The 20,976-nt window shown below is 69.8% G+C and carries 19 protein-coding genes and 1 tRNA gene; 13 read left to right on the forward strand and 7 right to left on the reverse strand.

All coding sequences use genetic code 11. The features are described 5' to 3' along the window. Positions 1-49 precede the first annotated feature (49 nt). From pstC to rnt, 8 genes are all read left to right on the forward strand, one after another. On the forward strand, positions 50-1,009 hold the full coding sequence (gene pstC, locus KOD61_RS08545; protein ID WP_215218288.1) for a phosphate ABC transporter permease subunit PstC: 960 nt from the start codon (positions 50-52) through the stop codon (positions 1,007-1,009). Next, positions 1,006-1,902, forward strand: a complete 897-nt coding sequence (gene pstA / locus KOD61_RS08550) for a phosphate ABC transporter permease PstA (protein ID WP_215218289.1) — start codon at positions 1,006-1,008, stop codon at positions 1,900-1,902. The genes pstC and pstA overlap by 4 nt, the downstream gene beginning before the upstream one ends. A 61-nt stretch (positions 1,903-1,963) precedes the next feature. Beyond that, positions 1,964-2,755: a phosphate ABC transporter ATP-binding protein PstB gene (gene pstB / locus KOD61_RS08555; protein ID WP_215218290.1), complete on the forward strand. Its 792-nt coding sequence runs from the start codon at positions 1,964-1,966 to the stop codon at positions 2,753-2,755. A 10-nt stretch (positions 2,756-2,765) separates the two neighbouring features. After that, positions 2,766-3,473: a phosphate signaling complex protein PhoU gene (gene phoU, locus KOD61_RS08560; protein WP_215218291.1), complete on the forward strand. Its 708-nt coding sequence runs from the start codon at positions 2,766-2,768 to the stop codon at positions 3,471-3,473. Positions 3,474-3,553: 80 nt separating this feature from the next. Continuing rightward, the gene (locus KOD61_RS08565; RefSeq protein ID WP_215218292.1) at positions 3,554-3,946 is read left to right on the forward strand and encodes an HvfA family oxazolone/thioamide-modified RiPP metallophore; all 393 of its coding nucleotides are present in this window, start codon (positions 3,554-3,556) and stop codon (positions 3,944-3,946) included. A gap of 25 nt (positions 3,947-3,971) precedes the next feature. After that, positions 3,972-4,826 (forward strand): HvfB family MNIO-type RiPP peptide maturase, encoded by an 855-nt coding sequence (locus tag KOD61_RS08570; protein ID WP_215218293.1) that lies wholly within the window; start codon positions 3,972-3,974, stop codon positions 4,824-4,826. Positions 4,827-4,851: 25 nt separating this feature from the next. Further along, entirely contained in the window at positions 4,852-5,643 is a 792-nt protein-coding gene (locus KOD61_RS08575; protein WP_215218294.1) for an HvfC family RiPP maturation protein, read from the forward strand. A gap of 35 nt (positions 5,644-5,678) precedes the next feature. After that, positions 5,679-6,344, forward strand: a complete 666-nt coding sequence (gene rnt, locus KOD61_RS08580; protein WP_215218295.1) for a ribonuclease T — start codon at positions 5,679-5,681, stop codon at positions 6,342-6,344. A 24-nt stretch (positions 6,345-6,368) separates the two neighbouring features. Here the strand turns inward: rnt and KOD61_RS08585 are convergent, their stop codons facing one another. The 4 genes from KOD61_RS08585 to KOD61_RS08600 all read right to left on the reverse strand — a co-directional run bounded on the left by KOD61_RS08585 (position 6,369) and on the right by KOD61_RS08600 (position 10,420). Further along, entirely contained in the window at positions 6,369-6,842 is a 474-nt protein-coding gene (locus KOD61_RS08585) for a DUF421 domain-containing protein (protein ID WP_215218296.1), read from the reverse strand. 75 nt (positions 6,843-6,917) lie between these two features. Next, positions 6,918-7,664 (reverse strand): 23S rRNA (guanosine(2251)-2'-O)-methyltransferase RlmB, encoded by a 747-nt coding sequence (gene rlmB, locus KOD61_RS08590; protein ID WP_215218297.1) that lies wholly within the window; start codon positions 7,662-7,664, stop codon positions 6,918-6,920. Between the two features lie 70 nt (positions 7,665-7,734). After that, the gene (gene rnr / locus KOD61_RS08595) at positions 7,735-10,209 is read right to left on the reverse strand and encodes a ribonuclease R (RefSeq protein ID WP_215218298.1); all 2,475 of its coding nucleotides are present in this window, start codon (positions 10,207-10,209) and stop codon (positions 7,735-7,737) included. A gap of 124 nt (positions 10,210-10,333) precedes the next feature. Then, a tRNA-Leu gene (locus KOD61_RS08600) sits at positions 10,334-10,420 on the reverse strand. Positions 10,421-10,643: 223 nt separating this feature from the next. Here KOD61_RS08600 and rnk point away from each other — a divergent pair. The 4 genes from rnk (at position 10,644) to KOD61_RS08620 (ending at position 15,127) form a co-directional block, all read left to right on the forward strand. Next, positions 10,644-11,060: a nucleoside diphosphate kinase regulator gene (gene rnk, locus KOD61_RS08605; RefSeq protein WP_215218299.1), complete on the forward strand. Its 417-nt coding sequence runs from the start codon at positions 10,644-10,646 to the stop codon at positions 11,058-11,060. Positions 11,061-11,090: 30 nt separating this feature from the next. Further along, positions 11,091-13,334: a DNA topoisomerase IV subunit A gene (parC, locus tag KOD61_RS08610; protein ID WP_215218300.1), complete on the forward strand. Its 2,244-nt coding sequence runs from the start codon at positions 11,091-11,093 to the stop codon at positions 13,332-13,334. 76 nt (positions 13,335-13,410) lie between these two features. Next, complete coding sequence (locus tag KOD61_RS08615; protein ID WP_215218301.1) at positions 13,411-14,463, forward strand: NAD(P)-dependent alcohol dehydrogenase; 1,053 nt, start codon at positions 13,411-13,413, stop codon at positions 14,461-14,463. A 4-nt stretch (positions 14,464-14,467) separates the two neighbouring features. Next, on the forward strand, positions 14,468-15,127 hold the full coding sequence (locus KOD61_RS08620) for a thiopurine S-methyltransferase (RefSeq protein WP_215218302.1): 660 nt from the start codon (positions 14,468-14,470) through the stop codon (positions 15,125-15,127). Positions 15,128-15,137: 10 nt separating this feature from the next. On the opposite strand, the gene asnB is transcribed toward KOD61_RS08620, so the two are convergent. After that, positions 15,138-16,832 carry an asparagine synthase B gene (gene asnB / locus KOD61_RS08625; protein WP_215218303.1) on the reverse strand — a complete coding sequence of 565 codons (1,695 nt, stop codon included), beginning with the start codon at positions 16,830-16,832 and terminating at the stop codon, positions 15,138-15,140. A 303-nt stretch (positions 16,833-17,135) separates the two neighbouring features. On the opposite strand from asnB, the gene KOD61_RS08630 reads away from it, so the two are divergent. Beyond that, the gene (locus KOD61_RS08630; protein ID WP_215218304.1) at positions 17,136-19,463 is read left to right on the forward strand and encodes a M28 family peptidase; all 2,328 of its coding nucleotides are present in this window, start codon (positions 17,136-17,138) and stop codon (positions 19,461-19,463) included. Here KOD61_RS08630 and dapE read toward each other — a convergent pair. Both dapE and KOD61_RS08640 read right to left on the reverse strand, forming a co-directional pair. Then, positions 19,427-20,566, reverse strand: coding sequence for a succinyl-diaminopimelate desuccinylase (gene dapE, locus KOD61_RS08635; RefSeq protein ID WP_215218305.1), 1,140 nt, complete (start codon positions 20,564-20,566; stop codon positions 19,427-19,429). The two genes, KOD61_RS08630 and dapE, sit on opposite strands and share 37 nt — an antisense overlap. 49 nt (positions 20,567-20,615) lie before the next feature. Continuing rightward, positions 20,616-20,975, reverse strand: coding sequence for a Spx/MgsR family RNA polymerase-binding regulatory protein (locus KOD61_RS08640; RefSeq protein WP_215218306.1), 360 nt, complete (start codon positions 20,973-20,975; stop codon positions 20,616-20,618). Between the last annotated feature and the right edge of the window lies 1 nt (position 20,976).

Here is a 20,976-nt window from a genome sequence, read left to right on the forward strand (position 1 = left end):
TGCCACGTGCACCGGGGGCGTATTGCCGGCCAAGGAATCCGATATCCGCATGAATGCCATCGCCCTCCCCGCCTCGCGCGACCACAAGGACGCCCGCAATGACCGGATGTTCCGGTACGTGCTGGTCGCCACCGTGGTGTTCGTGCTGCTGGCGCTCACCGGCGCGGCGCTGTCGATGCTCTGGGGTGGCCGCCAGGCGCTGGAGGCTTCGGGCCTCGACTTCTTCTTCAGCGCCGACTGGAACCCGGTCGAGAACCGGTACGGCGCGCTGGTGCCGATCTACGGCACCGTGGTCACCGCGATCATCGCGATGGTCATCGCAATCCCGGTGAGCTTCGGCATCGCCTTCTTCCTGACCGAGGTTGCACCGCGCTGGCTGCGTGGCCCGGTCGGCACCGCGATCGAGCTGCTCGCGGGCATTCCTTCGATCATCTACGGCATGTGGGGCCTGTTCGTGCTGGTGCCGGTGATGACCAGGTACGTCACGCCGTGGGCCAACGAGCACCTGGGCACGCTGCCGGTAATCGGCCCGCTGTTCCAGGGCCCACCGATCGGCATCGGCATGCTCACGGCCGGCATCGTGCTGGCGATCATGGTGGTGCCCTTCATCTCGTCGGTGATGCGCGAGGTGTTCCTGACGGTGCCGACCCGGCTCAAGGAGTCGGCCTATGCGCTGGGCTCCACCCGATGGGAAGTGAGCTGGGACATCGTGCTGCCCTACACCCGCTCGGCGGTGATCGGCGGCATCTTCCTCGGCCTCGGCCGTGCGCTGGGCGAGACCATGGCGGTCGCGTTCGTGATCGGCAATTCGACCCGCTTCACCGCATCGCTGCTCGAGCCGGGCACCACCATCGCCGCACTGATCGCCAACGACTTTGGCGAAGCGACGGAGACCTACCGTTCGGCGCTGCTGCTGCTGGGCTTCGTGCTCTTCATCGTGACGTTCATCGTGCTGGCGATCGCCCGGCTGATGCTGGGCCACCTGTCGCGCAAGGAGGGCAACCGATGACCTCGCCCGCCGCCGTCGCCGACGCGCGCCGCCAGCGCACCGCCAACGCGCTGTACCGCCGGCGCCGCATCACCAACGCGGTGTCGCTGGTGCTCGCCTGCCTGGCGGCCGTCCTTGGCCTGCTGTTCCTGGGCTGGATCCTGTGGACGCTGGTCGCCAAGGGCCTCGGCGGAATCGACGCGGCGCTGTTCACCCAGGACACGCCGCCGCCGATGGCCGAAGGCGGCCTGCGGAATGCCTTCTTCGGCAGCGCGGTGATGTGCCTGATGGCGATCGGCATCGGCACGCCGCTGGGCATCGCCGCCGGCACATGGCTGGCCGAGTACGGCGCCGTCAGCCGCATCGGCACCGTCGTGCGCTTCGTCAACGACATCCTGCTGTCGGCGCCGTCGATCGTGCTGGGCCTGTTCGTCTACACGCTGCTGGTGATGCAGGCCGGCGGCAACTTCTCGGCGGTCGCCGGCGCGGTGTCGCTGGCCTTCATCGTGCTGCCCGTGGTGCTGCGCACCACCGACGAGATGCTGCGGCTGGTGCCCTCGCAGATGCGCGAGGCGGCACTGTCGCTTGGCGTGCCGCAATGGAAGGTCATCGTCCAGGTCATGTACCGCTCGGCCATGCCCGGCATCGTCACCGGCATCCTGCTGGCACTGGCCCGCATTTCCGGCGAGACCGCGCCGCTGCTGTTCACCGCATTCGGCAACCAGTACTGGAGCGCCGACGTGACCGGCCCGATGGCAAGCGTCCCGGTGGTGATGTACCAGTTCGCCGGCAGCCCGTACACGTCCTGGCAGGACATCGCCTGGGCCGGCGCGCTGGTACTGACCGGCTTCGTGCTGCTGATCAGCCTGGTCGCACGCGCCATCGTCGCGCGCAAGCGGGTGAGCCATGACTGAGCCCGCCCCGTCCCGCCGCCCGGCTGCGGCCCCGCACCCCTCAACCTTCCAGGCACCCGCCATGAACGACCTCATCGCCTCCCCCATCGACACCCGGGCGCCGGTCAAGCTCGCCGCGCGTGGGCTCGACTTCCACTACGACCGGTTCCACGCACTCAAGGGCATCAACCTGGAGATCCCCGAAAAGCAGGTCACCGCGCTGATCGGTCCGTCCGGTTGCGGCAAGTCGACCCTGCTGCGCGTGTTCAACCGGATCTACGCGCTGTACCCCAAGCTGCGTGCCAGCGGCGAGGTGCTGTTGGACGGGGAGAACATCCTCGACCCGAAGTACCCGATGAACCGGCTGCGCAGCAAGGTCGGCATGGTGTTCCAGAAGCCGGTGCCGTTCCCGATGACGATCTTCGAGAACGTCGCCTACGGCATCCGCCACCACGAGAAGCTGGGCAAGGCGGAGATGGCCGACCGGGTCGAGCTGGCGCTGCGCCAGGGCGCGCTGTGGGACGAGGTGAAGGACAAGCTGGGCCAGAGTGCGCTGGGACTGTCGGGTGGCCAGCAGCAGCGCCTGTGCATCGCCCGCGCGGTCGCGCTGCGCCCCGACGTGCTGCTGCTGGACGAGCCGACCTCGGCGCTGGACCCGATCTCCACCAGCCGCATCGAGCAGCTGGTGGCCGAACTCAAGAACGAATACACCATCGCCATCGTCACCCACAACATGCAGCAGGCCGCGCGCGTGTCCGACTTCACCGCCTTCATGTACCTGGGCGACCTGGTCGAACATGGCCCGACCGACCGGATCTTCTCGGCGCCGGACAAGCAGCAGACCGAGGACTACATCACCGGCCGGTTCGGCTAAGGAGAACCCCATGACCACCCAGCCCCACGACCACATCGTCAAGAGCTACGACGACGAGCAGCGCCGCCTGCTCGACGAGACCCTGCGCATGGGCGAGATGGCCGCCGCGCAGCTGGAGGCCGCGCTGGACGTGGTCGCACGCCGCGACGACAAGGCCGCCGCGCGCATCATCGCCAACGACGAGGCGATCGATGCGCTGGAACAGGAGATCAGCCAGGACGTCATGAAGCTGGCGTTGCGCGGGCCGATGGCCCGCGATCTGCGCGAGATCCTCGCGGCGATCCGGATCGCCTCAGACATCGAGCGCATCGGCGACTACGCGGCCAACGTCGCCAAACGCTCGACCGCGCTCAACCTCGCCCCACCCCTGCCGCAGGTGGGCGGCCTGCAGGTGATCGGCCGGCTGGCCGTCGAGCAGCTGCGCGACGTGCTGGTGGCCTACCGCGACAACGACGTCGAGGCCGCCCAGGCCATCCGCGCCCGCGACGCCGAGCTCGACACCGCCTACACCGCGCTGTTCCGCGAGCTGCTGACCTACATGGCCGAGGACCCGCGCAGCATCACCGGCTGCACGCACCTGCTGTTCATGGCCAAGAACATCGAGCGCATCGGCGACCACGCGACCAACATCGCCGAAAACGTCTGGTTCCTCGTGCGCGGCAACGACGACCTGCCGCCGCGGGAGAAGCGCGACGGCAGCAATACCGTCGCCCCGTAGCGCCCGTTAACGACCGGCACCGGCAACCGCGCTAGCATCGGCCTCCACCGCGGCCCCGGCCGCCACCACGGAGACAGCCGATGTCCAGCAAGCCGAACAAGCCCGTACTCGCCGCCGCCGGCATCGCCGGCACCCTGCTCCTGGCCGGCGCCGCGTTCGCCGCCACGCCGCTGGCCCAGGGCTACATGCTCGGCGCCAGCGACGGCGCCGCCGCGAGCGAGAAGGACCCGCACGAAGGCCGCTGTGGCATGGAGCGCATGGACACCGACAAGGACGCGCGCATCTCCCCGGCCGAGTTCGCCGCCGCGCATGACGGCGACGGCAGCCGCTTTGGCGAGCACGACCCCGATGGCGACGGCTTCATCAGCGCCGCCGAGATGGACGCCCACCATCCGAAGGCCCAGGCGGCCGACACGGGCGGAAAGGCCGGGATGGAAGGCAAGTGCGGCGAGGGCAAGTGCGGCGGCATGTGAGCCGCGGCACGTACGCATACCCGGGATGACCGGTCCGGCACGGCTCGCCGCCGACGCCGTCGGCCTCGGCCTGCGGCGGGCCCTGCTGGGTCCGCTCCGGGCGGCGCCGGGCGGCAGCTTCGACTTCCTCGAGGCCGCCCCGGAGAACTGGATCGGAGTCGGCGGCGCGCTTGGCGACGGCTTCGAGGAGCTGGCCACGCGCCACCCGATCGTCTGCCACGGCTTGTCGCTGTCTCTCGGTGGACCGGGTCCGCTCGACGAGACCTTCCTGGGCAAGCTACGGCGCTTCCTCGACCGGCTCCGCAGCCCGATCTACAGCGAACACCTGAGTGCCTGCAGCGACATGCAGGGCCAGCTGTACGACCTGATGCCACTGCCGTTCACCGACGTGGCGATTGCCCACGTGGCGACACGCATCCGCCAGGTGCAGGACGTGCTGGGGCGTCGCATCGCGGTCGAGAACATCTCCTACTACGCGACCCTGGCACCGCGTGGCATGCCGGAGATCGATTTCATCCTCGATGTGCTGGACCGGGCCGACTGCGATCTGCTGCTCGACATCAACAACGTGGTGGTCAACGCGACCAACCACGGCTACGACGCGGGGGAGTTCATACGTGCGCTGCCCGGCCAACGCATCGCCTACCTCCACGTCGCCGGGCACCATGACGAGGCACCGGACCTGAAGATCGACACCCACGGTGCCGCGGTGAGCGACCCGGTCTGGGCGTTGCTGGGCGAGGCGTACCGGGTGTTCGGTCCGCGGCCGACCCTGCTCGAGCGCGATTTCAACCTGCCGCCGCTGGACGAGCTGCTCGGCGAACTCGACACCGTGCGCGCGCAGTTGTCACGCGCGCAGCGGCAACGCCATGCCGCCTGATCGCGACCCGGCCGGAAGTGGCACTGTGGACCGCCTCGCTACCGATCCGCAGCGCGCACTCGCCGACTACATCCGCGACCCCACCCATGCGCCCCCGCCCGAAGGCATCGAGCCGCACCGCCTGAAGGTCTACCGCGAACTGTTCTTCAACAACATCGAATCGATGCTCGCCGGCAACTTTCCGGTCATCCGGCGCATCTGGTCGGATCCCGAGCCGGAGCGCTGGACTGGGCTCGTACGCGACTTCTACCGGGAACATCCCTCGCGCACCCCGCTGTTCCCGGAGCTGGCGCGCGAATTCCTGCGCTACCTCGAGCACCGGGCCGGGGCCGGCCGCGGCGACCCGCCGTGGCTGGTCGAACTGGCCCACTACGAGTGGGTCGAACTCGCCCTGCAGATCAGCGAATCCCGCGCCGACGACGTCCCCTTCGATCCCGATGGCGATCTGCTCGACGGCGCGCCGCTGGTGTCACCGCTGGCGTGGCCGCTCGCCTATGCCTGGCCGGTGCACCGCATCGGGCCCGGATACCTGCCCGACCACCCGCCCGACGCCGCGACCTGCCTGCTCCTGCAGCGCGATGCGCAGGGCAAGGTGGGCTTCCAGCAACTGAGCCCGCTGGCGTTCCGGCTGCTGCAACGGCTCGACCAGCAGCCGAACCTGGATGGCCGGAGCCAGCTGCGCGCACTCGCCGGAGAGGCCGACGTGGCGCCGGACCAGACGTTCCTCGACGACGGCGAACGGATGCTGCGGCAGTTCCACGAGGCGGGGGTGATCCTCGGCATCCGCATGGCGCCGGACGACGACCCGAACGCGTAGCAGGGCCGGCGCGCGGGTCTGCTAGGCTTTCGGCGATGAGCTCCCCCACCCCCACCACCCCCGCGGGTTCGCCTCCCGCGGCCGCCGCCGTATCCCCGCTGGCCACCCGCTTCCGCGGCTACCTGCCCGTGGTGGTCGACGTGGAGACCGGCGGCTTCGACTGGAACCGGCACGCGTTGCTCGAGATCGCGGTGCTGCCACTGGAGCTGGACGACGACGGCCTGCTGGTGCCCGGCAAGACCACCAACGCGCACGTGGTGCCGGCCCCCGGCCTGGACATCGATCCCAAGTCGCTGGAAATCACCGGCATCCGGCTCGACCACCCGTTCCGGCTCGCCAAGGAGGAGCGCCCCGCGCTCGACCACGTGTTCGCGCCGGTGCGCGAGGCGTGCAAGCGGCACGGTTGCCAGCGCGCGATCCTGGTCGGGCACAACGCCCACTTCGACCTGAACTTCCTCAACGCCGCGGTGGCGCGCGTGGGCCACAAGCGCAATCCGTTCCATCCCTTCAGCGTGTTCGACACGGTGACGCTGGCGGGCGTGGCCTACGGGCAGACCGTGCTGGCCCGCGCCGTACAGGCGGCGGGGTTCCACTGGGACCCGAACGAGGCCCACTCGGCCGTGTACGACACCGAGCGCACCGCCGAACTGTTCTGCCGGATCGTCAACAACTGGCCACGCGGCGTCGCGGCCGTCGGCTGACCGGCTACGCAAGCCGCGCCCACTTCAGCGGTCCATCGCCACCACGCTTATCTCGCCGGTCTTCTCGACCGTCGCCAGCGCCACCTCATCGACCCTCTCCAGCCCGTTCTTGCGGATGCACGCGAGCACCTCGTCCTCGGTGATGAGTTCGTGCCGCATCGCCCGCGGCAGCATCCGGCCGTTGCGCACGATCACCACCGGCTTCTCCGCAGTCAGGCGCCTGATGAAGGGAAAGCGGAACTCGAGCACGTTGACGACCCAGTCCCAAGCGAGCACCACGACCGCCAGCAGCAGGAAGTCGATGGGTTCCTCGGACCCGACCGACATGCCGTCGGCCACCAGCGCACCCATCATCACCAGCGCAAGCATGTCCGACGGTGAGTGGTCGCCGATCTCGCGCTTGGGTAGCAGCCGGATAGCGATGACGACCGCAAAGTAGATGACCGTGCCGCGGACAAGGAAATCCGGCAGCGGAGCCGAAAGTTCGAAGGCATTCATGGGCGGGACCACGGCATGGCCGCGGGAGCACGGCCGCGGGATCTTCGCCCCCGGGGCGTGAAGCCGGTGCCTCGGTCAGGAATGGCGCTGGCGCACCGCTTCGAACAGGGTCACGCCGGCGGCAACCGAGACGTTGAGGCTTTCCACCCCGGTACCCGGCATCGGGATGCGCACCAGCTGGTCGCAGTTCTCGCGGGTCAGCCGGCGCAGGCCATCGCCCTCGCCGCCAAGCACAAGGCCGACGTTGCCGCGCAGGTCGAGCGCGTACAGCGACGCGTCCGCCTCGCCGGCCAGGCCGTACAGCCAGACCCCCAGCTGCTGCAGGTCGCGCATTGTCCGGGCCAGGTTGGTCACCGGCACCACCGGGATGCTGTCGGCGGCACCGGCCGACGTCTTGCGCACGGTCGCGTTGACCTGCACCGACTTGTCCTTGGGGATCACCACCGCGGTCACGCCGGCCGCGGCGGCGCTGCGCAGGCAGGCGCCGAGGTTGTGCGGGTCCTGCACGCCGTCAAGCAACAGCAGCAGCGCACGACCTTCCGCCGCCTCGACCAGTTCCTTGAGCTCGTTCTCGTTCCAGGTCCGGGCTGCCGCGTAACGAGCCACCACGCCCTGGTGGCGCAGGTTGCCGACCACACCGTCGATTGCCTGGGTGTTGACCCGGCGCACGTCGATCCCGACCCGTCGTGCCGACGACTCGATTTCGACCAGTCGCGGGTTTTTCGCGCCGGCCTCGATCAGCACTTCGCGCACGTTGTCGGCATCGTGCTCGACGGCGGCGGCGACGGCATTGATGCCGGCGATCCATTGCTTCTGGCTCATGGGGAGTTGGGCGCGTGGGGGGCGGCCATTGTAGGGGAGCGGCGTCGACCGCCGCTCCCCGACCGGGCCCCTAGTACTTCTGCTTGACCCGCTTGGCCGGCTGGCCGCGCTCGGGCAACGGCTTGACCCCGCGCTCCTCGACCAGCCGGAAGTCGATCTTCCGCTCCTCCACGCTGGCCTTCATCACGATGATGCTGACCCGGTCGCCCAGGCGGAATTCGCGGCCATGGCGCTCGCCGGTAAGGGTCTTGCGGATCGGGTCGAAGTGGTAGAAGTCGTGCGGCAGCTGGGTCACGTGGACCAGCCCGTTGACCTTCGACTGGTCCAGCTCGATGAACAACCCGAAGCTGGTGACGCCACTGATGACGCCGTCGAACTCGCCACCGACGTGCTGCTCCATCCACGCGGCGCGGTAGCGCTCGTCGACCTCGCGCTCGGCCTCCTCGGCGCGGCGGCCACGCTCGGAGCACTGCAGCGCAAGCTGGGCCATGTCGCTCGGGGAGTACTTGAACTTCTCCGGCCGCTTGCCGCTCAGCGCGTGCTTGATCGCGCGGTGCACCAGCAGGTCGGGGTAACGGCGGATCGGCGAAGTGAAGTGCGCGTAGGCCTCCAGCGCCAGGCCGAAGTGGCCGACGTTCTCGGGCTGGTAGACCGCCAGGCTCTGGCTGCGCAGCAACACCGATTCGATCAGGGTCGAGTCGGCCCGCTCGCGGATGCTCTTGAGCAGGTTGGTGAAGTCGCGCGGCTGCACCTTGGCCCACGGCGGCATGCGCAGCTTGAACTCCTTCAGGAACTCCAGCAGGTCGGCGTATTTCTGCTCCGGCGGCCGGTCGTGGATGCGGTAGGGCGCCGGCACCTCGGCGTCGATCAGGAACTTCGCCGCCTCCACGTTGGCGGCGATCATGCATTCCTCGATCAGCTTGTGCGCGTCGTTGCGCACGATCATCCCGGCCTGGGTGACCTCGCCCTTGGCGCCGAGCACGAAGCGGACCTCGCTTGACTCGAACTCGATGGCGCCGCGCTTGGCGCGCGCCTTGGCCAGCACCTGGTACAGCTGGTGCAGGCGCTGCACCTGCGGCAGCAGGTCGCCGATCCGGCCCAGCGCGTCCTCGCGGTCCTCGTCGCTGGCGTCGTCGCCGACCGCGTTCCAGACCTGCGTGTAGGTCAGGCGCGCGTGCGAGTGCATCACCGCCTCGTAGAACTTCGAGGCGGTTACCTCGCCCTTGCGGTCGATCTGCATGTCGCAGACAAAGCACAAGCGGTCCACCTTGGGCTTGAGCGAGCAGATGCCGTTGGACAGCGTCTCCGGCAGCATCGGAACCACGAACCCGGGGAAGTACACCGAGGTCGCGCGCTTCTGCGCCTCGTCGTCCAGTGGCTCGCCGGGACGCACGTAATGGGAAACGTCGGCAATCGCGACCACCAAGCGGAAGCCCTCGCGGTTGGGCTCGCACCAGACGGCGTCGTCGAAGTCCTTGGCGTCCTCGCCGTCGATGGTGACCAGCGGCAGGTCGCGGATGTCGACCCGCTCGCTGGCCTCCGCTTCGGGGACCTCCAGCGGCACCGCTGCAGCCTGGTCGAGCACCTGCTGCGGGAACTCATGCGGGATGTCGTGGCCATGGATGGCCGCCTGCACCGCCAGCGAGGCGGTGAGGCGCTCGCCCAGGACGGTCAGGATGCGGCCCATCGGCGGGCGGCGGGCGTCGGGAGCGCGGGTCAACTCGCACACCACCAGCTGGCCGGCCTGGGCGTCGCCGCGGCTCTCGGGCGGGATCAGCACGTTGCGCTGGATCCGGCGGTCGTCGGGTTCCACGTAGCTGACGCCGTCCTCGAGGATGTAACGGCCGATCAGGCGGCTCAGCCGGCGTTCGAGCACCTCGACGATCGCGCCTTCGCGTCGGCCACGACGGTCGACACCGGTGACGCTGGCCAGCACGCGGTCGCCGTGCATGACCTTGCGCATCTCGTACGGCGGCAGGAACAGGTCGTCGCCGCCGACACCGTCGGGCCGCAGGAAGCCGAAGCCGTCCGGGTTGGCGATGACGCTGCCGGGTACCAGGTCGACCTGCTGGGCGGGGACGAAACCGCCGCGCCGGTTCTGCAGCAGCTGGCCGTCGCGGACCATCGCGCGCAGGCGGGCCGACAGTGCATCGAAGCGCTCGGGCTCGGACAGCCCCAGCCGCTCGGACAGTGCCTCGGCCTCCATCGGGCCGTCGGCGGCCGACAGCAGTTGCAGGATCATCTCGCGGCTGGCGATGGGCTGCTCGTAGCGGGCGGCCTCGCGGTCGGCATACGGATCCGCCGGGCGACCATCCTTGCCGCGCACGGGTTCGCCGTGCAGCGGGGCCAGCGGTGGCTTGCGGGTGCCGCGCGGCGGCGGCTCGGGGAGCCAGCCGGGCTTCTTGCCGGCCGGCTTGCCACCGGGTTTGCCGCGACCGGCGCCGGGCGGGCCGCCACGCTTGCCGGGGGCGGAGGTATCGGGGGAGCCGGCCTTGCCGGATGACTTGCGGGCGCCTGCGCCGCGCTTGCTGGGGGGCTTGTTCATCGGCGCGATGGTACACCCCGCCTGTCAACGCCCCGTGCCGCGCGAACGTGCATTGCGGGCAACAAAAAACCCCGCCGGAGCGGGGTTCTTCGTGTGTCCGGCGCGGTAGTCACCGGACGGTGTTTGGTGCCCAGGAGAGGACTCGAACCTCCACGGAGTTGCCCCCGCTAGCACCTGAAGCTAGTGCGTCTACCAATTCCGCCACCTGGGCAAACCGCACGTTGGTGCTGTGCGGGCCGCGCATGATGAGTGGCGACGGCGGGGATGTCAACACTTCCTTCACCCTTCCAGTCGTCGCGTGCGGGCCACGGCGGCCGCCGGCTGGCGGTTCGCCCCCGGCGGTCGGCGGATGGGCGAAGGGCACGCTCTGGAGTAGACTCAAGCGGCCGCGGGCGGCGCATATTGCGTCGCCCGCATCGCTTTGGAGCCCACGCATGACTGCCCCTTCCATTCTCCTTTCGCGCCTTGACTGCGAGCGCCTCGAGGCGCTGCTCGAAGCACCCGGCACCGCCGACCTGGACACCTCGGCGCTCGAGGCCGAACTGGCCCGTGCGCAGATCCTCGAGCCGGCCCAGATGCCGTCCGACGTGATCACCATGAACTCCACCGCGCGTTTCCGCGTACTGGACGGCAGCGACGAGGGCCAGGAACGCGAGCTGACGCTGGTCTATCCGCGCGACGTCAATGGCCAGGCGGACCGGGTCTCGATCCTGGCGCCCGTCGGCAGCGCCCTGCTGGGCCTGCGGATCGACGACACCATCGAGTGGCCCGTCCCGGGTGGCCGCACCGTGCGCCTGAAGGTGCTGTCGATCGCCTACCAGCCCGAGGCCGCCGGCGAGCTCCACCGCTGATTCCCGGCCGCCCAGGACACCACAGCCCGAATGACTGAATCCGTACGTCCGACCTTCCACGGTTTCGAACAGATCCCGCTGCGCGAGTACGCCGAGCGCGCCTACCTCGACTACTCGATGTACGTGGTGCTGGACCGCGCCCTGCCGTTCCTGGGCGACGGGCTGAAGCCGGTCCAGCGCCGGATCATCTATTCGATGAGCGAGCTGGGCCTCAACGCCGCCAGCAAGCCCAAGAAGTCCGCCCGCACCGTCGGCGACGTGATCGGCAAGTTCCACCCGCATGGCGACAGCGCCTGCTACGAGGCGATGGTGCTGATGGCCCAGCCGTTCTCGTACCGCTACCCGCTGATCGAGGGCCAGGGCAACTTCGGCTCCAGCGACGACCCCAAGTCGTTCGCGGCGATGCGCTACACCGAATCCAAGCTGACCCCGATCGCCGAGGTCCTGCTGGGCGAGCTCGCCCACGGCACGGTCGACTGGGATCCGAACTTCGACGGCACCCTCGAGGAGCCCTCGTGGATGCCGGCGCGCCTGCCGCACCTGATGCTCAACGGCACCACCGGCATCGCCGTCGGCATGGCGACCGATGTGCCGCCGCACAACCTCAACGAGGTGGTCAGCGCCTGCGTGCGCCTGCTGGAAGACCCCGACGCGACCACGCGCGACCTGTGCGAGCACGTGCTCGGGCCGGACTACCCGACCGAGGCGGAGATCATCACCCCGCGCGCCGACCTGGTGTCGATGTACGAGACCGGCCACGGCAGCGTTCGCGCCCGCGCGGTGTACGACAAGGACGGCGCCAACATCGTGGTGACCGCCCTGCCCCACCAGGTCTCGCCCAGCAAAGTGATCGAGCAGATCGCCACCCAGATGCGGGCCAAGAAGCTGCCGTGGCTGGAGGACATCCGCGACGAGTCCGACCACGCCAACCCGACGCGCATCGTGCTGGTGCCGCGCAGCAACCGGGTCGACATCGACACCCTGATGGGCCACCTGTTCGCGACCACGGACCTGGAGCGCAGCTTCCGGGTCAATTTCAACGTGATCGGCCTGGACGGACGCCCGCAGGTCAAGAACCTCAAGGCCTTCCTGACCGAGTGGCTGCAGTTCCGCGCCGACACCGTGACCCGTCGCCTGACCCATCGGCTGGAGAAGGTCGAGCGCCGCCTGCACCTGCTGGAAGGCCTGCTGGTCGCCTTCCTCAACCTGGACGAGGTGATCCGGATCATCCGTTCCGAGGACGAGCCGCGTCCGGTGCTGATGGAGCGTTTCGCACTCAGCGAGGAGCAGACCGACTACATCCTCGAGACCCGTCTGCGCCAGCTTGCGCGCCTGGAGGAAATGAAGATCCGCGGCGAGCAGGACGAGCTGGCGACCGAGCGCGAAAAGCTGATCGCGACCCTCGGCAGCAAGGCCAAGCTGCGCAAGCTGATCAAGGACGAGCTGCTGGCCGATGCGAAGAAATTCGGCGATGCGCGCCGCTCCCCGCTGGTCGCCCGCGGCGCCGCCCAGGCCCTGTCGGAAACCGACCTGGCCCCGAGCGAGCCGATGACGGTGGTGGTCAGCGAAAAGGGCTGGGTGCGCGCGGCCAAGGGCTTCGACATCGACGCCGCCGCGCTCAACTACCGCGAGGGCGACGAGCTGCTGGCGGCAGCGCGTGCTCGCAGCAACCAGCAGGTGGCGTTCCTCGATTCCACCGGCCGCAGCTACTCGACCATCGTCCACAGCCTGCCGTCGGCCCGCGGCAATGGCGAGCCGCTGACCGGCCGTTTCTCGCCGGCCCCTGGCGCCTCGTTCCAGGCGGTGGCCAGCGGCGACAACGACACCCGCTTCGTCCTGGCCTCCAGCCACGGCTACGGCTTCGTCACCCGGTTCGAGAACCTCACGAGCCGAAACAAGGCCGGCAAGGCGATGCTGTCGCTGACGCCGAACGCGAAGGTCGTGCAGCCCGCGCCGGTGACCGATGTCGCGATCGACCGCGTCGTGGTCGCCACCAGCGCCGGCCACCTGCTGGCGTTCCCGGTGGCCGAGTTGCCGGAACTCGACAAGGGCAAGGGCAACAAGCTCATCGACATCCCCAAGGCCAAGCTCGGCACCGAGCGCGTGGTCGCGGTCGCGGTGGTGCCCGAGGGTGGCAGCCTGCAGGTGCGTTCCGGCGCCCGCACGATGACCCTGTCGTGGAAGGACCTGGACGGCTACATCGGCGCTCGCGCGACGCGCGGGGGGCTGTTGCCCAGGGGATGGCAGAAGGTCGAGGGCCTGGCGGTCGAGTGACCGCCGCCGTTCCGCGTTGACGGAAGCCGAAGGACCGGGGTGACAGAATCGACGTTTCCCTTTCCGGAGCGCGGACATGACCACCAGGGCCTACGGCGCGCACGCCGCCGACCAGCCGTTGCAACCGATCGACATCGAGCGCCGCACGCCCGGGCCAGGCGATGTACAGATCGACATCGCCTACTGCGGTGTCTGCCATTCCGACCTGCACACCGTCCGCTCCGAATGGGGCGGCACGCGCTATCCCTGCGTGCCGGGCCACGAGATCGTCGGCCAGGTCACGGCGGTCGGCAGCGCGGTCACCGGCTTCAAGGTGGGCGACACCGTCGGCGTCGGCTGCATGGTCGACAGTTGCCAGTCCTGCAGCGCCTGTGGCGATGGACTGGAGCAGTACTGCGAGAAGGGCTTCATCGGCACCTACAACGGCCGGACCCAAGACCCGCCGGGGCATACGCTGGGCGGCTATTCACAGCGGATCGTCGTCAGCGAGCGCTTCGTGCTGCGTGTCACCCACCCCGAGGACCAGCTGGCCGCCGTCGCCCCGCTGCTGTGCGCCGGCATCACCACCTGGTCGCCGCTTCGCCACTGGAAGGTCGGGCCGGGGATGAAGGTCGGCATCGTCGGCATCGGCGGGCTCGGCCACATGGGCATCAAGCTCGCGCGGGCGATGGGCGCGCAGGTGGTGGCCTTCACCACGTCCGAAAGCAAGCGCCAGGACGCCCACGACCTCGGCGCGCACGAGGTGGTCAACTCGCGCAACGCCGGCGAAGTCCGCGCGCATGCCGGCACCTTCGACTTCATCCTGGACACCGTTGCGGCCAGCCACGATCTCGACGCGTTAACCGCGTTGCTCAAGCGCGACGGCACGCTGTGCCTGGTCGGCGTGCCGGAGCATCCGCATCCGAGCCCGTCGGTCGGCCAGCTGGTGTTCGGTCGCCGGTCGATCGCCGGCTCGCTGATCGGCGGCATCGCCGAGACCCAGGAAATGCTCGACTTCTGCGCGGCGCACGGGATCGTGTCGGAGATCGAGATGATCCCGGTGCAACAGATCGACGAGGCCTACGAGCGCATGCAACGCAGCGACGTGAAGTACCGCTTCGTGATCGACAACCGCTCGCTGGCCGGGTGAGCTGATGGAACCCGACTACTGGCTCGAGCGCTGGAAGGACGGCCGGACCGGGTTCCACCAGGACCAGCCCACGCCGTTGCTGGCCGCGCACTGGGACGGTCTCGGCGTCGCCAGCGGTGCGCGCGTGCTGGTACCGCTGGCGGGAAAGTCGCTCGACATGGCGTGGCTGGCCGGCCGCGGCCACCGCGTGCTCGGGGTGGAACTGTCGCAACTGGCAGTCGAGCAGTTTTTCGCCGCGCACGCGCTTGAGCCGGAGGTCCACGACACGCCCGCCGGGCGCGTGTACCGCGCGGGTCCGGTCGAGATGATCCACGGCGATGTGTTCGCGCAGGACGACGAAACCCTCGCCGGCTGCGACGCGGTGTACGACCGCGCCGCCCTCATCGCGCTGCCGCCGGACATGCGCGCGCGATACGCCCGCGAGCTTTACGCACGCCTGCCGACCGGCTGCAAGGGCCTGCTGGTCACCCTGGAGTACCCGCCGGACGAGATGCAGGCCCCGCCCTTCTCCGTGCCGGAAGATGAAGTGCGGGCCCTGTTCGCCGACGACTGGCAGGTGGACGTGCTGGAACGCCGCGCCATCCTGGACCAGCAGCCGGCCTTCATCGAGCAGGGGCTGACAGCACTCGAGACCGTCGCCTACCGCCTGCAGCGACGCGGTTGAGCCAACTGGCCTAGGCCAGCGCCGCCTGGTGCACGCCCGCCACCGCGCGTCCGGACGGGTCGGCGGCCTCGGCGAACGCCGCATCCCAGGCGATCGCCGCCGGCGACGAGCACGCAATCGACTTGCCGCCCGGTACCGTCCCGGCACAGGCCGCGCCGGGGAACAGCTGCTCGAAGATCCGCCGGTAGAAGTACGCCTCCCGGCTCTGCGGAGGGTTGATCGGGAAGCGGCTGGCGGCGGCGACGAACTCGCGGTCGCTGACATGGGCTTCGGCATGGGCCTTGAGTCCGTCGATCCAGCCATAGCCGACGCCATCGCTGAACTGCTCCTTCTGGCGCCACAGGATGGCGTCGGGCAGGTAACCCTCGAACGCCTCGCGCAGGACCGCCTTTTCGATGCGCACGCTGCCGTCGGGCCGCACGCCGACCATCTTGGCGGTCGCGTCCATGCGCATCGCCACGTCGAGGAACTCGATGTCCAGGAACGGCACGCGCGCCTCGACCCCCCAGGCCATCATCGACTTGTTGGCGCGCAGGCAATCGTAGGCGTGCAGCGCATCGAGCTTGCGCACCAGCTCGTCGTGGAACTCGCGCGCGCCCGGCGCCTTGTGGAAGTACAGGTAGCCGCCGAAGATCTCGTCGCTGCCCTCCCCCGACAGCACCATCTTGACGCCCATCGCCTTGATCCGCCGCGCGAGCAGGTACATCGGCGTGGATGCACGGATGGTGGTGACGTCGAACGTCTCGACGTGCCGGATGACCTCCGGCAGCGCGTCCAGGCCCTCCTCAAGCGTGTAGGTGAAGCCGTGGTGGACCGTGCCGAGTGCCTCGGCCGCCACTTCGGCGGCGGCGAGGTCGGGCGATCCCGGCAGGCCGATCGCGAACGAGTGCAGCCGCGGCCACCAGGCCTCCGCACGGTCGTCCTCCTCGATCCGCCGGCGGGCGAAGCGGGCCGCGCAGGCAGCGACCAGCGACGAGTCCAGCCCGCCCGACAGCAGCACGCCGTAAGGCACGTCGCTCATCATCTGGCGATGCACCGCGCGCTCGAACGCCTCGCGCAGCTCAACCGGCGAGACTGCCACGCCTCGAGTCGCATCGTGGTCCCGCCAGGGCCGCTGGTAGTAACGCTGCAGCTGGCCGGTGGCGCTGTCGTACCAGTGGCCGGGCGGGAATTGGGCGACGTCGTTGCAGACCCCAACCAATGCCTTCATCTCCGAGGCCACCCACATCCGGCCCTGGTCGTCGTGACCCCAATACAGCGGGCACACGCCGATCGGGTCTCGCGCTACCAGATGGCGCTCCCGCTCGCGGTCCCAAAGGGCGAAGGCGAAGATGCCGTTCAACCGCCCCAGCCAGCCGCCGATGTCGTCGTCCTGCGCGTACAGGGCATTGATGACCTCGCAGTCCGAGCCGGTCTGGAAGTCATGGGGTGCGGACAACCCGTCCTGCAGTTCGCGGTGGTTGTAGATCTCGCCATTGACGGCGAGCACATGCCTGCCATCGCCAGACACGATCGGCTGCGCACCGCCGGCCGGATCGACGATCGCCAGCCGTTCGTGGACAAGGATGGCGCCCGGGTCGGCGTGGACGCCGCTCCAATCGGGGCCGCGGTGGCGCTGTCGCCGCGACAGCGCAAGCGCGTCGCGGCGAAGTCGGGGCAGGTCGTCGCCAGGAGTGAGGCCGAAGATGCCGAGGATCGAACACATATGCAGTTTCCTTTGCGATGGTTGGAGGTCGTGGGCGACCGGCTGTTTCGTGCGGCAACAAAAAAGCCCGCACTTAGCAGTGCAGGCCTGGGAGAACGATGAGCGTGGTGCTACGCGCTAATCGCCGGCCTGCGGGAGGCTGGCGTTGTTATTGCCGGGGTTGTGGATGGACAGCGGCATGGTGTCGGGCCGATCGATGGATGCGCAGGGATACGCCCCCCTTTGAACCCGGTCAACGCCGGTCGGCGGGGGAAGCGGCCAACCGGGCCGTATGATCCGGAACGGGTCCGCCAGGGGAAGACGATGCCGACACGTTCAATCAATCCCGGCCTGGGGGCAAGTGGCAGCCCCGTGGTCGCCGCCGTCCTGGTGCTGGCGTTCGTACTCGCGGCATGGCTGGGCGTCGCTCAGAACCGCGCGCCGTCGCCGGTCGGCGCGGATGCCGCCGCGGATGCGTTCTCGTCCGCCCGCGCCATGGGGGTGCTCGAGCGCGTCCTTGGCGACCAGCGCCCCCACCCCACCGCCAGCCCGGCCAATGCCGCCGTGCGCGATGCCATCGTCGCCGAGTTGCGGGCGATCGGGCTGGAGCCACAAGTGCAGCGGCGCTTCGCTTGCGGCGGGTTCACCTGCGCGACGGTCGACAACATCGTGGCCCGCGTACCGGGCGTCTCGGCCGACGACGCGGTGCTGTTATCGGCGCATTACGATTCGGTCGCCGCCGGGCCGGGCGCTTCCGACGATGGCGCTGGCGTGGCCGCGATCATCGAAACCGCCCGTGCGCTGCTGGCGGGGCCTGCGCCAGCGCGCGACGTCTGGCTGCTGCTGAACGATGGCGAGGAGCTTGGGCTCATCGGCGCGGAGGCATTCGCGCGGGAACCGGAATTCGCCCGGATTGCGCGGGTGGTCAACCTGGAGGCCCGCGGCACCACCGGCGCGAGCCTGCTGATCGAGACGCAGGCCGGCAACGCGGCGCTGGCGCGCCTGCTGCGCGCATCGCTGTCGGCGCCGGCCGGTTCGTCGCTGGAGTACGAGATCTACCGCACCCTGCCCAACGACACCGACTTCACCGTGTACAAGCGCGACGGGCTCGCGGGTGCAAATTTCGCGTGGGCGCGGGCCCCGGCGCGATACCACACCCCGCTCGACGACATCGCCCACCTCGACCGCGGCTCGCTGCAGCACCACGGCGAGCATGCGCTGTCACTGTCGCGCGCGTTCTCCGCCGCCGAGCCACCGGCGCCCGACGATGCGGACGCGGTGTTCTTCAGCCTTCCCGGCAGCCTGATGGCGGGTTGGCCCGCATCGTGGAACCCGGTGCTTCTGGCGATCGCGGTGCTCGGCTGGCTGGTCCTGGGCGCGCGGCTGGTCCGCGCCGGCGCGGTCCGCGCGGCGGCATTGCCCGTGGCCGCGGTGCTGGCGGTCGTCGGCATCGCGGTACTCGGTGTCGCGGGCGTGCTGGGCCACATGCTGCTGCAGGCGCTCGGCACGGTGCCGGCGACCTGGACCGCGCAGGGCGGCGCCATGGTTGCCGGCATGATGCTGCTCGCCATCGGGATCCTGGTGCCGCTGGGCTGGCTTGTGCAGCGCACATGGGGCGTGGCGGCGTTGGCGTGGGGGGCGCTCAGCCCGCTGGTGCTGGTGGCTGCCGCGGCGGTGCTGTGGATGCCGGGCGGCGCGCACGTGGGGCTGGTGCCCGTCCTGGCCGGCGTGATCGCGAGCCACCTTGCGCCGCGGCGACCGCTGTTGTGGGCCGGCTTGGCCGCGCTGCCCGCGGCGCTGCTGTGGATGCCTTATGCCGAAGGCGCCTACGACGCCATCGGCCATGAAGGGCTGGTCGCCGTGCCTGCGGTCGTTGGGATCATGTTGTTGCCGCTGTTGCCGGCAGTGCTCGCCCTGCCGCGTGGCGCCGCGCTCGCCAGCGCCGCGGGGTGGCTCGGTGCGGGCGTGTGCGTGCTGCTCGCCGTGTCGCAGCCGGCATTTGACGCCGACGTGCCGCGGCCGGCCAACCTCGTGCTGGTGGCGGGACCGGACGGTTCACGGCTGTTCGCGCAATCGGGCGCACTCTTGCCGCGCGCGTTCCTGGACGCTGCGGGCTTCGCCCGCGAACGCGAGCCGATGAACCCCTGGGGAAGCCGCGGCGTGCCGGGCCCCCGGGGGCCTGCGCTGGCCATGCCCGCGGTCGTGATCGAGCAGCGCGACGTGGTCGGCGACCGCCAGCGCCTGCAGGTGCGCTTGCGGTCAGCGCGCGGGGCGACGACCGGCGGACTGATGCTGCCGGGCACGGTCGACCTGACATCCCTGCGGGTCAACGGGCAACCGCTGGCGCAGTCGCGTTGGCACGCGCGCGACGAACCCTGGCGCGGCATTTCGGTCGTGGGCCTCGGCGCGGACGGCGCGGTGTTCACGTTCGACCTTCCGCTGGACGCGGAGCATTTCCATGCGTTCGATCGCTCGCACGGGCTGCCGACGGGACTTGAAGTCGTGGTTGCCGCGCGCGACGAGGTCGGCGTACCCATCGGCGGCGGCGACGCGTCGATCGCCTGGACCACGGTGCCGCTGCCGGCAGTCGCTCCCCAGGACCCGCCCGAGGACAATCAGGCCGGCAGCAACCGCTCGATAAGCGCGAGGTAGAGGTCCGGCAAGGCTTCCAGGTCGGCGACGCGCACGTGTTCGTCGACCTGGTGGATGCTCGCGTTGACCGGCCCGACTTCGATGCACTGCGCACCCAACGGCGCGATAAAGCGCGCGTCGGACGTGCCGCCACCGGTGCTCTCGGCCGGCGGCGCCCCGGCGAATGCTGCCAGCACGTCCCGCGCGGCTTCCCGCAACACACCTTCGGGGGTGTGGAATGGCTCGCCGCTGCGGTGCCAGTGCAGGTCGAACGCGAGGTCGTGCCGTGTCAGCACCGCCTCGCACTCGGCCTCCAGCCGGGCGGCGTCCCAGTGCGGGTTGTAGCGCAGGTTGAACAGCACCTGCAGCTCGCCGGGAATCACGTTGCTGGCGCCGGTGCCGGCGGTGATGTTGCTGATCTGCAGGCTGGTCGGCGGGAAGGTTTCGAACCCATCGTCCCAGCGCCGCGCCGCCAGCTCGGCAAGCGCCGGCAGCGCAAGGTGGATCGGGTTGCGTGCCTGGTCCGGATAGGCGACGTGGCCCTGCACCCCGTGCACGGTCAACGTCCCGGTCAGGCTGCCGCGGCGGCCGACCCGCAACAGGTCACCGAGCTTCGCGGTCGAGGACGGTTCGCCGGTGATGCACCAGTCGATGCGCTCGCCGCGTTGGCGGAACACGTCGGCCACCCGCCGCACACCGTCGATTGCATCGCCCTCCTCGTCGGAGGTCAGCAGCAGCGCGAGTCGGCCGGCATGCCCGGGGCGGGCGGCGACGAAGCGCTCGGCAGCCACCACGAACGCGGCCACGCTGCCCTTCATGTCGGCGGCGCCGCGGCCGTACAGCACGCCGTCGCGGATCTCCGGCACGAACGGATCGCTCGACCATGCCTCGCGCGGACCCGTCGGCACCACGTCGGTGTGGCCGAGCAGGACCAGCGTCGGCGCATCGTCGACACGGCTGCCGTGCGTGGCCCAGAGGTTTTCGACCGCACCAAAGCGCAGGTGCTCGCAGTGGAAGCCGGCGGCACCGAGGCGCCCGGCGATGAGCGCCTGGCAGCCGGCGTCGTCGGGGGTCACCGACGGGCGGGCGATGAGGTCGCGGGTGAGATCGAGAACGTCGGACATGCGGGGAGATTACCTGTCACCGGCCGGAGCGACGGCCGGACGCCCGGGTTCAACCAACCCCGAAGCGCTTCTTGAACGCGTTGTCGCTGAAGCCCTGGGTCACCGCACCATCGTCGGTGACGACCACCGGCCGGCGGGCCAGTTGCGGGTACTCGCGCAGCAGCAGCTTCCACTCCGCGTCGCTGCCTGGCGCCTTGCGGTGATCCGGCAATTGCCGCCAGGTGGTCGAGGACTTGTTGGTCATGGCGTCCCAGCCGCCCAGGGCCTCCTTCCATCCGACCAGCTCTTCGGGCGTGCGGGGCTCGTCCCGGTAATCCACGAAGCGGTGCTCGACACCGAACCGGTCCAGCCACTTGCGGGCCTTGCGGCAGGTGTCGCAGTTCTTCAATCCGTAGAGCGTGGTGGCCATG

Origin of the sequence: Lysobacter luteus (genome assembly GCF_907164845.1) — a bacterium.
Lineage (GTDB): Bacteria > Pseudomonadota > Gammaproteobacteria > Xanthomonadales > Xanthomonadaceae > Novilysobacter > Novilysobacter luteus.

Coding starts and splice junctions, on each gene's coding strand:
- pstC (WP_215218288.1), top strand. CDS start 50: ATGAATGCCATCGCCCTCCCCGCCTCGCGCGACCACAAGGACGCCCGC.
- pstA (WP_215218289.1), top strand. CDS start 1,006: ATGACCTCGCCCGCCGCCGTCGCCGACGCGCGCCGCCAGCGCACCGCC.
- pstB (WP_215218290.1), top strand. CDS start 1,964: ATGAACGACCTCATCGCCTCCCCCATCGACACCCGGGCGCCGGTCAAG.
- phoU (WP_215218291.1), top strand. CDS start 2,766: ATGACCACCCAGCCCCACGACCACATCGTCAAGAGCTACGACGACGAG.
- KOD61_RS08565 (WP_215218292.1), top strand. CDS start 3,554: ATGTCCAGCAAGCCGAACAAGCCCGTACTCGCCGCCGCCGGCATCGCC.
- KOD61_RS08570 (WP_215218293.1), top strand. CDS start 3,972: ATGACCGGTCCGGCACGGCTCGCCGCCGACGCCGTCGGCCTCGGCCTG.
- rnt (WP_215218295.1), top strand. CDS start 5,679: ATGAGCTCCCCCACCCCCACCACCCCCGCGGGTTCGCCTCCCGCGGCC.
- KOD61_RS08585 (WP_215218296.1), bottom strand. CDS start 6,842: ATGAATGCCTTCGAACTTTCGGCTCCGCTGCCGGATTTCCTTGTCCGC.
- rlmB (WP_215218297.1), bottom strand. CDS start 7,664: ATGAGCCAGAAGCAATGGATCGCCGGCATCAATGCCGTCGCCGCCGCC.
- rnr (WP_215218298.1), bottom strand. CDS start 10,209: ATGAACAAGCCCCCCAGCAAGCGCGGCGCAGGCGCCCGCAAGTCATCC.
- rnk (WP_215218299.1), top strand. CDS start 10,644: ATGACTGCCCCTTCCATTCTCCTTTCGCGCCTTGACTGCGAGCGCCTC.
- parC (WP_215218300.1), top strand. CDS start 11,091: ATGACTGAATCCGTACGTCCGACCTTCCACGGTTTCGAACAGATCCCG.
- KOD61_RS08615 (WP_215218301.1), top strand. CDS start 13,411: ATGACCACCAGGGCCTACGGCGCGCACGCCGCCGACCAGCCGTTGCAA.
- KOD61_RS08620 (WP_215218302.1), top strand. CDS start 14,468: ATGGAACCCGACTACTGGCTCGAGCGCTGGAAGGACGGCCGGACCGGG.
- asnB (WP_215218303.1), bottom strand. CDS start 16,832: ATGTGTTCGATCCTCGGCATCTTCGGCCTCACTCCTGGCGACGACCTG.
- KOD61_RS08630 (WP_215218304.1), top strand. CDS start 17,136: ATGCCGACACGTTCAATCAATCCCGGCCTGGGGGCAAGTGGCAGCCCC.
- dapE (WP_215218305.1), bottom strand. CDS start 20,566: ATGTCCGACGTTCTCGATCTCACCCGCGACCTCATCGCCCGCCCGTCG.
- KOD61_RS08640 (WP_215218306.1), bottom strand. CDS start 20,975: ATGGCCACCACGCTCTACGGATTGAAGAACTGCGACACCTGCCGCAAG.